Consider the following 14,334-nt stretch of genomic DNA (forward strand, 5'->3'; position numbering starts at 1 on the left):
GCCAGCTCTCCTCCCTCCCCCCGCGCCAGCTCCCCCTCGACATCCGCCCGCCGCCGCGTCCCCCCGACGCCCCCGCCGAGAAGGGCAACACCGGCCCGGACGATGACGACGAGGACGCGCCGGACCTCGACTCGTGGGAGCCGCGCCGCCGCCGCAACCGCCGCGATGCCGGCGCGAAGCCCGACAAGCCGCCACCCACGCCCACGCTGGACCGCGTCGCCGTGCCCTGGCACAAGCTCGCGCAGGACGACCAGCTCGACCCCGCCTACGAGCAGGACGCGCTGGTGACGCTGCTGCGCTCCCGCCTCGCCGCGAAGGACGCGGAGGCCATCGTGCTGGTGGGCCCCTCGGGCGTGGGCAAGACGGCCGTGCTCCACGCGCTCGCCCAGGCCCTGCGCGCCAAGAGCGCCACCGCCACCGAGCGTGTCCGCCCCTTCTTCTTCCTCGACGGCACCCGCCTCATCGCCGGCCAGGGCGGCTGGGGGGACTGGCAGCAGCAGGTGCTCACCTGCTTCCGCGAAGCCACCGATTCCCACGCCATCATCTGCCTCGGCCATGCCCTGGAGCTGCTCGACGCCGGCAAGAGCGCCCAGAGCGACCAGAACGTGGCCCAGCTCCTGCTCCCGCTGCTCGCCACCCGCGAGGTGTCCGTCGTCGCCGAGGCCACGCCCGAGGACTGGGCCGTGGTGGAGCGCCGCAACACCAGCTTCGCCCGCCTCTTCTCCGTGGTACGCGTGGAGGAACCCGCCCCGGACGCGCTCGCCCGCATCGTCGAGCGCGTGGCCGCCGATGAGTCGGGCGCCATGGATGTCCTTCCGGAGGCGCTGGAGGAGGTCCGCTTCCTCTGCCGCCGCTTCCTGCCCTACGGCGCCCAGGTGGGCAACGCGGTGACGTTCCTCCGCCGCCTGCTGGCCACCTGCACGCACGCCGCGCAGTCGCGCGTCACCCACCTGGACGCCATCCGCCAGTTCGCCTCCGAGTCCGGCATCCCCGAGGCCCTCCTGCGCGACGACATGCCCATGGAGGCAAGCCAGGTGCGCGCCTTCCTCTCCACGCGGGTGCTCGGGCAGGAGACCGCGGTGGAGCGCGCCGCCTCGGTGGTGTCCGTGCTCAAGGCGGGTCTGGCCGACACGCGCCGCCCGTTCGGCGTCCTCCTCTTCGTGGGCCCCACCGGCGTTGGCAAGACGGAGCTGTCCAAGGCGCTGGCGGAGCTGCTCTTCGGCGCGAAGGAGCGCATGGTGCGCCTCGACATGGGCGAGTACGCCGGCCCGGACGCGCTCCTGCGCCTGCTTGGCGACGGCGAGACGCCCGGGCACCTCTCCTCGGCCGTGCGCCGCCAGCCCTTCTGCGTGGTGCTGCTGGACGAGGTGGAGAAGGCCCACCCCGCCGTCCACGACGCGCTGCTCGGCGTCCTCGGCGAGGGCCGCCTCACCGACGCGTCCGGCCGCTTCACCGACTTCCGCAACGCCGTGCTCGTCCTCACCAGCAACCTGGGCGCGGACACCTGGCGCGCCCGCGTGGGCTTCGACTCGGCCGGCGCACTGCCCGACGCCGCCGTGCTGCGCGCCCACTACCTCGCCGAGGTGCAGCGCTTCTTCCGCCCGGAGCTGTTCAACCGGCTCGACGACGTCGTCGTCTTCTCGCCGCTCTCCGCGGACCTGCTGCGCCGGCTGGTGGTGCGCGAGGTGGAGGCCGTGTGCCGCCGGCCCGGACTGTCGCTCCATGACGCCCGGCTGGACGTCACTCCCGCCGCGCTGGACTGGCTCGCGGCCCGCGGCTTCGACCCGCGCTACGGCGCCCGTCCCCTCAAGCGCGCGCTGGAGCGCGAGCTCGTCGTGCCCGTGGCGGCGTGGCTCGCCGAGCATCCGCGGAACGGGCCGGTGAGCCTGTCCGTGGACGCCAACAGCGAGGGCCTCCAGCTGCGCGCGGAGTCGGTGGGCGGCGCCGCCGAGGGCGTGGGGCGACAGGCCATCGAGAAGGTGCTGGAGGAGGCGGCCAGCCTGCGCGCGGAGGTGCAGCGCTGGAGCCGCTCCAACCCCATGGTGGCGCTGCGGCGCGAGCTGGCCGTCTTCGACAAGGCGTCCCGCCAGCCCGCGTACTGGGAGGAGCGCGGACTGGCCGAGGAGTCCTCTCGCAAGTCGTCCGAGGCCCGCGAGCTGGAGAAGGCCTTCCGCGATGTCGCCCAGCAGGCGGAGGCCATCGAGGACCTCCTCTTCGAAGCGCACCTGTCCCGCGCGGTGGGTCAGGCCGAGTCGCTGGCACGCGAGGTGTCCGGACTGCGGCGGGCGTTCCTCCCCCTGCGCGAGCGGCTCTATGCCAGCCTCTTCCCCACCTCCCGGGGCTGCACCCTCATCCTCATCCCCGGGCGCGGCGCGTGGCCGCAGCTCGTCACCCTCGCGAAGGCCTACGAGTCCTGGGCCGCGGCGCAGTCGCTGTCCTTCCAGCGCGCCCTGCTGAAGCCCGAGGAGCCCAAGGACGGCGAGAAGAAGAAGCCGTCACGCAAGGACGCGCCGCTCTTCTGGGCCCAGGAGAAGAAGACGCCCCTGGACGAAATCAAGCCCGCGCCCGCGGGGTACGCCATCCAGGTGACGGGCCACATCCATCCCCTGCTGCTGGCGAGCGAGCACGGCGTGCACCGCTTCGTCGAGGGCAGCCAGGCCGCGGTGGTGCGCGTCCGCTTCGAGCCCTCCGCCCCGAACGTGTACTCGCTCCCCAGGATGGACGCGTTGGAGAAGCTGCTGCCGAAGCACGAGGTGCGCCGCATCCGCCCCACCGCGAACGGCCAGGGAGGCGGCTCGCTGGAGGACCTGCGCACCGGCGCGAAGCAGCGCTTCGGTCCGGAGGGTCCGAACATGGAAGCGCTCCTGGAAGCGTGGCTTCAGTGGCGCGTCTTCGGCACGCAGGAGGAGGACTGACGCCATGGACCTCAAGCTTCCCATCGTCATCTCCCCGCTCGGCGGGCGGCTCGTGGAGGCGTGGGTGCCCGCCTTCTGGCCCGCGCTCCACAAGGTGGGCCCCAGCTTCTCCGCGCTGCGCGACGAGCTGGCGCTCGCCGTCATGGAGCGCTTCGAGAAGGAGGCCGCCTCCGCCGTGGCGGCGTACCAGCTCCCGCCCCACATGGCCCTGCGCCACGTGAAGGTGAACATCGAGGAGCGCGACCGGGAGAAGAACCGGCGCGTGGTCCTCGAGGGCCGCATGGCGGTGCTGCTGGAGAAGTGGCCCCGTGACGACTTCTGGGTGGTGACGCCCACCCGGCTGCCCGAGGCCCGCTTCGCGCTCGCCCACCCGGACGCGCTGCCCCAGGCGCTCGCGCGCCGCATGGCCGCGTGGTGCCTGGAGCGGGACATCGAGACGCTCGACAAGGAGTGGACGGGCTGGGCCCAGGGCCGCGAGCGGCTGGAGCTGCTGGAGGTGGATGCGTACGCGCCCACCATCCTCCCGCGCACGCCGCCGAAGCCGCCCGCCCCGCCCCGCCGCCGCAAGTCGAGCGAGAAGAAGGAGGAGAAGGAGCCTCCCGAGACGCCCGAGCAGCGCGAGGCCCGCCGCAACCGCCGCCGCCTGTCCCTGGTGGAGCTGCGCGAGGTGGCGCGAAACCTGAGCCACGGCGCGCGCGACGACGCGCTGGAGCGCTGCTACGGCCGCGAGGCCCTGGTGCGCGAGGTGGTGGACGCGCTGGAGGGCCGCGAGGGCGCCGCGCTGGTGCTGGTGGGCCCGCCCGGCTCCGGCAAGACGGCGCTGGTGCACGAGGTGGTGCGCCGCCTCACCGCCCGGCAGGACGCCGCCGGTACCCGCCGCGACGTGTGGCGCGTGGACGGCAACCAGTTCATCGCCGGCATGATGTTCGTGGGCCAGTGGGAGGCCCGCGCGCGCGAGGTGGTGCAGGAGCTGAAGGAGGTGGGCGACCTGCTCTACGTGGACGACCTGGCCTCGCTCGTCTACGCGGGACGCACCAGCAACGAGCGCACCAACGTGGCGCAGTACATCGAGCCGCACCTGGCGCGCGGCGAGCTGACCGTGCTGGCAGAGTCCACGCCGGAGCGCTTCGAGCGCGTGCGCGAGTTGGCCCCCACCTTCGCCTCGCTCTTCCGCGTGGTGCACGTGCCCGCGCTGGACGCGCGCGGCACGCTGCCCGCGCTCCTGGGCACGCTGCGCGAGCTGGAGGCCGCGAGCGGCGCCGGCGCGGTGCGGCTGTCCCCGCTGGCGCTGGAGACGCTGCTGGACTTGCAGCAGCGCTTCGTGGCGCACGAGGCCTTTCCGGGCAAGGCCGTGCGGCTCTTGCGCCGGGTGGTGGCGCGGCCCGGCACGAAGGACGACGACGGCGTGCGCCGCTTCACGGCGGGGGACGTCACCGCCGCCATGCGCGAGCAGACGGGCCTGCCCGACTTCGTGCTGGGCAGCGCGCCCCCGAAGACGCGTGAGACGCTGGAGCGCGAGCTGGCCGCGCAGGTGGCGGGCCAGCCGGAGGCGGTGTCCTCGGTGGTGGATGCCATCCTCACGTTGCAGCGCTCGCTGCAGCCGCCGGACAAGCCGCTGGCCACGTACCTCTTCGTGGGCCCCACCGGCGTCGGGAAGACGGAGACGGCCAAGGCGCTCGCGCGCACCCTCTTCGGCAGCGAGGGCCGGCTGGTGCGCTTCGACATGTCCGAGTTCGTCTCCGCCGCCAGCATCACCCGGCTGCTCGGCCAGCCCGGCGCGCCGGACGGCGAGCTGACCACCGCGCTGCGCACCCAGCCCTTCTGCGTGGTGCTCTTCGACGAGGTGGAGAAGGCCCACCCGCGCATCTTCGACGCCCTCCTCCAGTTCCTCGGCGAGGGACGGCTGACGGACGGCGCCGGCCGCACCGTGGACGCGCGGCAGGCGGTGGTGGTGCTGACCTCCAACCTGGGTGTGCGCGAGGCCGCCGCCCGCACCGGCTTCCACCGCACGGCCGAGAGCGCGGAGGCGCACTACCTCTCCGCGGTGCGCGCCTTCTTCCGCCCTGAATTCTTCAACCGGCTGGACCGCGTGGTGCCCTTCCGCCCGCTGACGCCCGCCGCGCTGCGCGTGGTGGTGGAGCACGCGCTGGAGTCGCTGCTGTCGCGCCGGGGCATCCGCCGCGGCAACGTGCTGGTGGAGGTGGAGTCGCAGCTCTTGGACCTGCTGGTGGAGCAGGCCTACGACCCGCGCTACGGCGCTCGCCCGCTCAAGCGCGCCCTGGAGCGGCGCCTCACGGTGCCGCTGGCCCATCATCTCATCCGGCGCGGCGCCGAGGACCTCGCCCGCGTGGAGCTGTTCCGCCGCGGCGACGACATGGGCCTGTCCGTGGAGCTGATGGTGCGGGAGCCGGCCTGGGCCCCAGAGCCGGACCCGGCGGGCTGGACGCTGGGTGAGGTGTCCCGCGTGCTGGAGGCGACGGCGATACGGCTGGAAACGCTGTCGGCCCGCGAGGCGGCACGGCCGTCCGGCACGGACCTGCATCCGGAAGCCGTGGAGCTGGTGGAGCGGCTCGGGCGCCTGTCGGTGGAGGCGGTGGACATCCGGGAGAACGAGCTGGCCGAGCGGGACTTCCTGGAAAGGGAAGTGCCGGTGACCAAGGCGCTCGCGCACGGGTACGACTGGAGTCGCAATATCGGCCGCGGCGGCCTGCGGGCCCGGCCTGGCTACGCCGCCGTGCCCCTGCCGGTGTCTCCGGAGGAGCGGCTGCGCCGCTGCCGGCCCCGGGTGGTGGCCCTGCGGGACGAGGTGGAGTGGCTGGCGCACCAGCTCGCCTGCCGTGAGCGGGGGCCCGACGTATGCGCGGTGCTGATGGAAGGGCTGGGTGACGCGCCGGTCTCCGCGCTGGACGCGGTGGCGCGCGCGCTGCCCCAGGACCTCGGGCGCGCGGTGGTGCACGAGGAGCGGGTGGAGCCGGATGGCCGTGTCGCGTGGGCGCGCCTCACCTCGGAGCGTCCGGCCGGAGTCCGGGTGCGGCGCATCGTGGTGGGCCTGACGGGCTTCGGCCTCGCGGAGGTGCTCGCCCCGCTGGAGGGCTACGCGCTGGTGGAGGCCGCGCACGGAGACATCGTGCGTCCGGCGCCGGTGCGCGTGGAGCTGCTGAAGGGAGACGCGGACCTGCTGGACGACGTGCCGCGCGCGGTGGTGGCGCGGGACGCGGTGCGGCTGGCGGAGCGCGAGGCCCGGCGCGCGGGGACGGCACCGGAGCAGGGCTCCGGCCGCGTGGTGATGGAAGGCCGCGAGAGCGAGGTGGCGCACCTGGCGAGCCGGCGCCCGCCGTCGCAAGCGCTGGCGTGGGCGGGACGCGTGCTGCGGCACGCGGCCCGGGAGGAGGGCTGACATGGACAAGGACTTCCATCTCTTCGTGCGCCGCTATCCGGGCGTGGGCGTGGCGGCCCATGTGCTCACGCACCCGCACCTGGCCTCGTTCGCGACGGACGTGAATGCCGCGCGGCTGGACCTCGTGGAGGTGCTGGGCCGGCTGCTCGCGCGCGGACAACTGTGGGAAGAGGAGACGCACTGGGAGGACCTGCGTCAGCGCCGCATGCTGCTCACCGTGCGCGCCGTGCAGCACGGGCGGCTGCTGCCCGTGCCGCTGCGCCTCACGGTGCTGACGCACGGTGAGCGCGGCGCGAAGAAGCGGGCCGCTCGCAAGGGCGAGGCGGCGAAGGGGCCGGTGCGCGTGTGGGTGCCTCGCGTGGGCGTACAGGACACCCTGCATGACCCGGCGGACCTGGAGCCCTTCGTGGAGGAGCTGGTCCGCCACGAGCTGTACATGGCGCCGCTGGAGCAGCTCCAATCGCTGGCCTACGTGGGTGAGGAGTCGGTGGAGACGCTCTCCGTGCCGGCCAAGGTCCGGAACTCACCTCGCGCCCGCGCCAGCCAGGAGGAGTCGAAGAAGACGCGGCGCCCTCCCCCGCCTCCCGGCCTCGCGGAGGCGAGCCGCTGCCTCAACGAGGAGGCCCGCGCCGGGCTGCTGGAGCGCGCCTGGGAGCGCGACGCGGAGGTGGCCCGGCTGGCCGAGGCCGTCACGTCGAGCACCCGCGCCAGCGTGCTGCTGGTGGGCCCGCCCTCGGTGGGCAAGACCGCGCTGGTGCACGAGCTGGTGCAGCGCGCGGAGACCGCCGACAGTCCGCTGCACGGACTGGAGGTGTACAGCACGTCGGGCGGCCGCATCATGGCCGGCATGCGCTACCTGGGGCAGTGGCAGCAGCGCGTGCAGCGGATGGTGGAGGAGCTGCGCAGGCGCCGCGCGGTGCTGCACCTGGACAGCCTGTCGGAGCTGCTGTCGCTGGGCGGCGGCGACACGGGCCTGGACGTGGCCCGGCACCTGCTGCCGTCCCTGGAGAGCGGCGAGGTGGCGCTGGTGGTGGAGGCGACGGCCGAGGATGTGGCCCGCGCGGAGCGCACGCATGGCGCCTTCCTGCAGGCCCTGCGGCACATGGCGGTTCCTCCGCTGCCACCGGTGGCCGCGCGCGCCGCCGTGCAGCAGGCGTCGCAGCGGGTGGCCCGCGCGCGCAAGGTGCGCTTCACGCCGGACGCGCTGGACCGGGCCGCGGAGCTGACGGAGCGCTTCGGCGACGGCCCCCCGCCCGGTGGCGCGGTGGCCCTGCTGCGCGCGGCCAGCACCCAGCCCTCCGACGCGGGCGAGGTGGACGCGGGCGGTGTCACGCGGGCCTTCTGCACGCGCACCGGCTACCCGCGCGAGCTGGTGGACCCGGCGGTGCGCCTGGACCCGGAGGCGCTGCTCGAGCGCTTCCGCGAGCGCATCGTCGGCCAGGACGAGGCGACGCTGTTGCTGCGCAACCTCATCGTCACGCTGAAGACGGGGCTGGCGGACCCGTCCCGCCCGCTCGGAGCGTTCCTGCTGCTGGGGCCCACGGGCGTGGGAAAGACGGAGTCGGCGCTCGCGCTGGCGGAGTACCTCTTCGGCGACACGGCCCGGCTGGCGCGCTTCGACATGGCCGAGTACGCGGCGCCGGGCAGCGCGGCGCGGCTGGTGGGCGAGGTGGGTGGTCAGCAGGGCGGCCTTGCCCGGCGCGTGCGTGAACAGCCCTTCGGCGTGGTGCTGCTGGACGAGGTGGAGAAGGCCGACGCCGGTGTGCACGACCTGCTCCTCCAGGTGCTGGGCGAGGGGCGCCTCACGGATGGCACGGGCCGCACCGTCAGCTTCCGCAACACCGTGGTGCTGCTCACCAGCAATCTGGGCGCGGACAGCGCGGGCCGCTCGATGGGGTTCGGCGGCGGGAGCGTGAGGGACCTGGAGGCGCACTACCTGGGGGCCGCCACGGCCTTCTTCCGGCCGGAGCTGCTCAACCGGCTGGACCAGGTGGTGCCCTATCGCGCGCTCACGCCGGAGGTCATCCGGGCGCTCGCCCGCCGTACGCTGGAAGCGGCCCTGTCGCGCGAGGGCCTCACCCGCCGTGGCGTGAAGGTGTCCTTCGGCGACGACGTGGTGGAGCACCTGGCGCGCACCGGCTTCGACGCGCGCTACGGAGCGCGCCCGCTCAAGCGCGCGGTGGAGCAGCACGTGGTGGCGGTGCTCGCGCAGTGGCTGGCCGCCCACGCGAGCGCCCCACCCGGCCAGGTGATGCTGCGGGTGGGCGCGGAGGGAAAGGTGGAGCTGGCCGCGAACGGGTGAGCCCTACTTCGAGCCGCCTCCGCTCCAGGTCAGCAGGGCGCTCACCCCCAGGTGGTTCTCCCCACCGCGCTCCAGCCACCAGGGCACGGAGACGCCCACCTCCACCGACTCCGCGGGCCGCACGTACAGGCCCGGCGCGAGGATGCCCGCATCGGTTCCCTCCTCGTTGCGCCACGCCGCCTCCAGCTTGGGCCGGAGCATACCGCTGCCCACCACCACCCCGAGGCCCAGGTCCGGCTGCACGGTGGCATCGCGCCCGCCACTGGAGGGCAGCACGTCGAGTTCCGCGCTGGCGTTGACCCCCACCGGGCCGAAGTCCTTGTACGCCAGCAGGAAGGGCGCCACGCCCGGCCGCAGCGACGCGTCGGGCGCGTCCCGCAGCGCGAGGACCTGCACACCCGTCGACACCGCCAGGCCCCGCTGCCCGTCGTTCACCAGCCCCCAGCTCGCCCCGATGCGCCCCTCCTCGAAGACGTCGCTCTCCCCCTCCGGAGAGAGCTCCGCCTCACCCTGGACCTGGAGCCGGTCGGTCAGGCCGTACTCGACATGCACCGGCATCTGGAACCGGGATTCTCCCGAGTCCTCCTCCCAGTCGAGCCCGCTGCCGGCCTCCAACTCATGGGCCTGATTCAGCGGAGCCTCCTCACCCAGGAAGAGCTCCTGGGCACGCCCCTCCACGCCTTCTTCTTGCGCCAGCGCGGGCGTGGCGAGCGCGAGCAACACAACGAGCGACTGCGGCTTGAACCGTCGGTTCGTCATGTCCTCAAGATGGAGACGGGCGAGCAGCGGCCGCAGGGCCCTCCGCCCGGTCTCGGCCAGCGCACGCCACCCTGGAGGCTCTCCGGACGGGTGAGCACCCACCCGGGTGGGGTTCCCTGTCGCGAAAGCCGGGGCGGCACGCGCGGTCCAGCGCGAGAGGAGTGTATCGTCCGCCTGCGTCCTCCCCGAGCCGTACCGTCCCCGCATGACGCCCAGGAAGGTGGACGTCCTCATGCGCTGCATCGACGAGCCCCTCTTCATGAAGCTGCTGCTGGGCGAGCTGTCGCCCGAGCAGACCTCGGAGGTGGACGCCCACCTCGACACCTGCGCCAACTGCCGCCAGTTGGTGGCCCAGGGCCTGCGCGCGCAGAACCCGGAGGAGCCCGGCTCGGACCGGGAGCGGGACTCCCTGGCCGACCGCGCGGCGCCCACGCGGGACATGCCCCTGGAGAAGGGCACCGAAGTGGGGCGCTACCTCGTCCTGGAGCCCCTGGGCGCCGGCGGCATGGGCGTCGTCTACAGCGCGTATGACCCGGAGCTGGACCGGCGCGTGGCCCTCAAGCTCTTGCGCGCGGGGGCGCTGGGGCTGGAGATGGAGCAGGGCCGCGCCCACCTCCTGCGCGAGGCCCAGGCCATGGCGCGCGTCTCGCACCCGCACGTGGTGCCCGTGTACGACGTGGGCACCTTCGGTCAGCAGGTCTTCCTCGCCATGGAGCTGGTGGAGGCGCAGACCCTGGGCGCGTGGCTGAAGGTGGCGCCGCGCCCGTGGCGGCAGGTGCTGGCGCTCTTCCTGGACGCGGGCCGGGGGCTCTCGGCGGCGCACGCGGCGGGCGTCGTGCATGGCGACTTCAAGCCGGAGAACCTCCTCGTCGGCCGCGACGGCCGCGTGCGCGTCACCGACTTCGGCCTCGCGCACCTCGGCGCGCCCGCCACGGACCTCCGCCCGGCTCCGGGCACGAGCCCGTCCACCTCCTCGGAGGACCTGACGACCCGCTCCGTCCTGGGCGGCACGCCGGCCTACATGGCGCCGGAGCAGCTCTGCGACGGCGTGCGCGCGGGCCCGAGCGGAGACCAGTTCGCGTTCTGCGTGGCGCTCCACGAGGCGCTGTATGGCGAGCGCCCCTTCGAGGGCCTCTCGCTGGACACCCTCAAGGCCGAGCTGCGCGCGGGGCGCGTGCGCCCTCCTCCCCCCGGCACGCGCGTGCCGCCCTGGCTGCGGCGCGTGCTGCTGCGCGGCCTGTCCGTGCGTCCCGAGGAGCGCCACCCGTCGATGGACGCCCTGCTGGCCGAGCTCCAGCGCGACCCGGCCGTGCGCTGGCGCCGGGGGCTGTCGGTGGCCGGCGGGCTGACGCTGCTGGCCGCCGCGGTGGGCCTCACCCATACGGTGCACACGCGCCGCGCGCAGGCCTGCGACGCCACGGCGGAGCTCGCCCCCGTCTGGGGCCCGGAGCGGCAGCAGGCCGTGGCGACCGCCTTCCTCGCCACCGGCCGCCCCTACGCGGACGCGACATGGCAGCGGGTGCGGCGCGAGCTGGACGCGTACACCGCCGCCTGGGCCACCACGCGCACCACCGCCTGCGAGGCCACGCGCGTGCGCGGCGGCCAGTCCGAGGAGGTGCTGGCGTGGCGCATGCGCTGCCTCGACAGCCGGCTCGCGGACGTGTCGGCCCTGTCCCGGCTGCTGTCGCGCGCGGACGCGAGCATGGTGGACGAGGCGCACCGCGCCGTGAAGGCACTGCCACCGCTGTCGTCCTGCTCGGAGGCCCTGGCCCCCGGCGGAGCGCCCGCGCCGGAGGACCCGGCCACCCGCGAGCGCCACCAGGAGCTCCGCGAGACGCTGGCGCAGGGCCGCGCGCTGAAGACCACCGGCCGTTACAAAGAGGGCGTGGCGCTGGTGGAGCCGGTGGCGAAGGCGGCGCGCGAGGCGGGAGACCGGCGCGAGGGCGCGGAGGCGTTCCTCCTCCTCGGTGAGCTGCGCGAGGGGGCCGGGGACTGGAAGGGCGCGGAGGAGGCGCTCTTCGAGGCGCTGGACGCGGCGGAGGCCACGCGCCAGGACGCGGTGGCCGCCCGGGCCTGGACGCTGCTGGTGCGCGTCTCCACCGTGGGGCTGGACGAGTACGCGCAGGCCTCGCGCTGGAGGAAGCGCGCCGCCGCCGCCATCGACCGGCTCGGCGGCGGCAACGAGCTCTTGCGCGTCAACCTCCTGACGTACGCGGGAACGCTGCTGCGCAAGCAGGGCCACTTCGACGAGGCCCTGGCCCAGCAGCGGCAGGCGCTGACGCTGGTCGAGCAGTCCTTCGGGCCGGACAGCCTGGAGGCCGCGGACGTGTACCAGGAGCTGGGCGCCACCCGGCTGGACCAGGGCGAGCTCGTGGAAGCGCGCGCGCACGTGGAGCGCGCGGTGGCCCTGACGCGGCAGGCCCTGGGCCCCGAGCACCCGGAGGTCGCCCGGGTGCGGCTCGCGCTGGTGCTCGTGCTCCGCTCGCAGAACGAGAACGGGCTGGCCGAGGCCCTGTGCCGCGAGGCCCTGGCCATCTTCGAGCGGACGCTGGGGCCCGACCATCCCCGCGTCTACGACGCGCTCAATGACCTGGGCTCCACGCTCGTCGTCCAGGGACGGATGGCCGAGGCCCTGCCCGTCTACGAGCGCTCTCTGGAGGTCGCCCGGAAATCGGACGGGCCCGAGAGCATGGGCGTCGCCATCATCTACAGCAACGTGGGGTTCCTGTTCTTCCAGCTGGAGGACTGGGACAAGTCCCAGGAGTACTTCCACCAATCCCTCGCCATCCGCCAGAAGCGGTTCGGCGCGTACGACGTGGGCCTGGTGCCGCCGCTGCGCCTCATCAGCCGCGCGCAGCTCCGGCAGCAGCGCTTCGATGATGCGGTGCGGAGCATCCAGCGCGCCGTCGACATCATGCTCATGCAGCAGGATGACTCGCGGGGGCTGTGGACCCTCCTGCTCAATGACCTGGGCTCCGCCCTCATCAAGGCGGGGCGGCCCCTGGAAGCCGTGGCGCCCCTGGAGCGCGCGCTGGCCGGGTGGGAGCGCGCCCAGCCCCAGACGGGCCAGCGCTCCGACACCCTCTTCCTGCTGGCGCGCGCGCTGTGGGAGTCGGGCAAGGACCGCGAGCGGGCCCTGCGGCTGGCCCGGGAAGCGAGGGCGAAGCTGACCGGAGACGACCCGTCCCGCTCCTTGTCCGTGGAGCGCGTCGACGCGTGGCTGGCCGAGCGGGGCGCGCGCTGAGCCGCACCCCGCCCGGGCGGCACGTCAGCGCGCGCCGGGCGTCGCCTGGCGCTCGGGCGAGCGGCCCCGGGTGCCATTGGTCCACTCGTCCCAGACGTCGAAGGCCTTCATCTGCTGGGCCAGGTCGGTGGAGTTGACGAGGGACTCAATCTCGGCGCGGCTCTGGCGGGGCAGCTTCTCGTCCATGGTGGCGAAGCCCCAGGCGAGCGAGCCCACCACGGCCGCGTTGGTGCGCAGCGTGCGCGCGTCGCACTGCTCGAACTCGTCCGAGCGCGCGTGGTAGTTGGGCCCGTAGGTGGCCGCCTCCTGGTTGGCGATGAGGTTGGCCACGCCGTTCAGCATGAAGTCGTAGTTGTCGGTGCCCACCACCGGCACGTCCACCTGCGTGAAGGGCCCCAGGCCCTCCACCGGCTTCAGCGCCTTGTCCACCAGCGGCACCAGCGGCGGACGGCCGTTGGTGTAGAAGCCGGTGATGCGGCCGCAGCCGATGTCCACCGACAGCGCCATGGCGTGCCCGTCCAGCTCCGCCGCGTGCGTGCGCGTGTAGCCCGCCGAGCCGTGCATCCCCTGCTCCTCGCCGTTCCACAGCGCGAAGCGCAGGGTGCGCGCGGGCTTCAGGCCCAGCCGCTGCATCTGCCGCGCGAGGTCGATGAGCATCGCCACGTTGGCGCCGTTGTCGAGCGCGCCGCCGCCCAGGTCCCAGCTGTCCAGGTGCGCGCCCAGGACGACGACCTCGTCCGGCCGCGTGGTGCCGCGAATCTCGCCGATGACGTTCTTCGTCTCGTACGGGCCGCCCGTCTGCAAATCCAACGCCGCGTTGAGCGTCAGGGCCTTGCCCGCGCGCAGCAGCCGCAGCGCGCGCTTCGCGCCGTCGCGCTCCATCACCAGCATCGGGCGGGTGTTCTTCTCCCCCACGGAGACGCTGTGCCGGTAGAGGTGGTTGCCGGGCCGGCTGCCCATGTAGACGACGCCGGCCGCGCCCGCGGCGAACGCGCGGGACTCGATGCCCACCGCCTCGTTGTACTCGCGGAACAGCCCGTCCACGTCCCGCAGCTCGTCCGTCTCCACCAGCAGGAAGGCGCCGCGCGCCCTGGCGCCCAGGCGCTTGTAGTCGGCCTCGGTGCCGCGCCCCGCGTCCACCAGCGGCGCGGACTGGCCGCCCTTCGGCGTGGCGGTGGAGAAGGGCATCGCGGCCACGCGCGGGGCGAAGCGCACGCCCTGCCCCTGCACGGTGGCGGAGGCGCTCCGCTCCAGCCACAGCATGGGCATGCGGAAGGCCTCCGCGCGCGCCGTCACGCCGGCCGCGCGGAAGCGCTCCAGCGCCCACTCCACGGAGCGGCGGTTGGCCTCGGAGCCGGTGGCGCGTCCACCCACCTCGTCCACCAGCGAGCGCAGGTCGTCCAACATGGGCGTCCCCCCGAGCACGCTCCCGACGAGCAGCGCGGCCTCGCGCTCACGCGCGGACGGGGCGGCCTCCTCGGCTCCGGCGGCCATCGGGAGGGACACGGCGAGCGACAGCGCGGCGAGGCCGCGCGACAGACGGGAGCGGGACATGCGGGGAAGACCTCGGGGGTGTGGGAGGAGCGGCGCCAGCATTTCCGCCCCGGCCCTTCCCTTCAAGCCCCGCTGGGACGCAGCGGGGAACATTTCCGGCGGGCGCCGTTGATAGGACGGATGGCGCGATGACGCGCCTCCCACACCCGCCACACGGAGGTCC

6 protein-coding genes are annotated in these 14,334 nt (G+C 74.2%); 4 read left to right on the forward strand and 2 right to left on the reverse strand.

Features of this window, described 5'->3' with window-relative positions; genetic code table 11:
- The 3 genes from HG543_RS17170 to HG543_RS17180 all read left to right on the forward strand — a co-directional run.
- A partial coding sequence (locus tag HG543_RS17170; protein ID WP_169345866.1) for an AAA family ATPase occupies positions 1-2,915 on the forward strand: 2,915 nt, incomplete at its 5' end.
- A 4-nt stretch (positions 2,916-2,919) separates the two neighbouring features.
- Positions 2,920-6,312, forward strand: a complete 3,393-nt coding sequence (locus tag HG543_RS17175) for an AAA family ATPase (RefSeq protein WP_169345867.1) — start codon at positions 2,920-2,922, stop codon at positions 6,310-6,312.
- A gap of 1 nt (position 6,313) precedes the next feature.
- Entirely contained in the window at positions 6,314-8,614 is a 2,301-nt protein-coding gene (locus tag HG543_RS17180) for an AAA family ATPase (protein WP_169345868.1), read from the forward strand.
- A 3-nt stretch (positions 8,615-8,617) separates the two neighbouring features.
- On the opposite strand, the gene HG543_RS17185 is transcribed toward HG543_RS17180, so the two are convergent.
- Positions 8,618-9,373, reverse strand: coding sequence for a hypothetical protein (locus HG543_RS17185; RefSeq protein ID WP_169345869.1), 756 nt, complete (start codon positions 9,371-9,373; stop codon positions 8,618-8,620).
- A gap of 205 nt (positions 9,374-9,578) precedes the next feature.
- On the opposite strand from HG543_RS17185, the gene HG543_RS54510 reads away from it, so the two are divergent.
- Complete coding sequence (locus tag HG543_RS54510; protein ID WP_246357095.1) at positions 9,579-12,617, forward strand: tetratricopeptide repeat protein; 3,039 nt, start codon at positions 9,579-9,581, stop codon at positions 12,615-12,617.
- A 24-nt stretch (positions 12,618-12,641) separates the two neighbouring features.
- On the opposite strand, the gene HG543_RS17205 is transcribed toward HG543_RS54510, so the two are convergent.
- Positions 12,642-14,171: a M28 family peptidase gene (locus tag HG543_RS17205; RefSeq protein ID WP_171817849.1), complete on the reverse strand. Its 1,530-nt coding sequence runs from the start codon at positions 14,169-14,171 to the stop codon at positions 12,642-12,644.
- Between the last annotated feature and the right edge of the window lie 163 nt (positions 14,172-14,334).

This window comes from Pyxidicoccus fallax (assembly GCF_012933655.1).
Taxonomy (GTDB): Bacteria; Myxococcota; Myxococcia; order Myxococcales; family Myxococcaceae; genus Myxococcus; species Myxococcus fallax.

Bases quoted from the DNA above. Each gene is read 5' to 3' on its own strand.
- HG543_RS17175 (WP_169345867.1), top strand. From the start codon at position 2,920: ATGGACCTCAAGCTTCCCATCGTCATCTCCCCGCTCGGCGGGCGGCTC.
- HG543_RS17180 (WP_169345868.1), top strand. From the start codon at position 6,314: ATGGACAAGGACTTCCATCTCTTCGTGCGCCGCTATCCGGGCGTGGGC.
- HG543_RS17185 (WP_169345869.1), bottom strand. From the start codon at position 9,373: ATGACGAACCGACGGTTCAAGCCGCAGTCGCTCGTTGTGTTGCTCGCG.
- HG543_RS54510 (WP_246357095.1), top strand. From the start codon at position 9,579: ATGACGCCCAGGAAGGTGGACGTCCTCATGCGCTGCATCGACGAGCCC.
- HG543_RS17205 (WP_171817849.1), bottom strand. From the start codon at position 14,171: ATGTCCCGCTCCCGTCTGTCGCGCGGCCTCGCCGCGCTGTCGCTCGCC.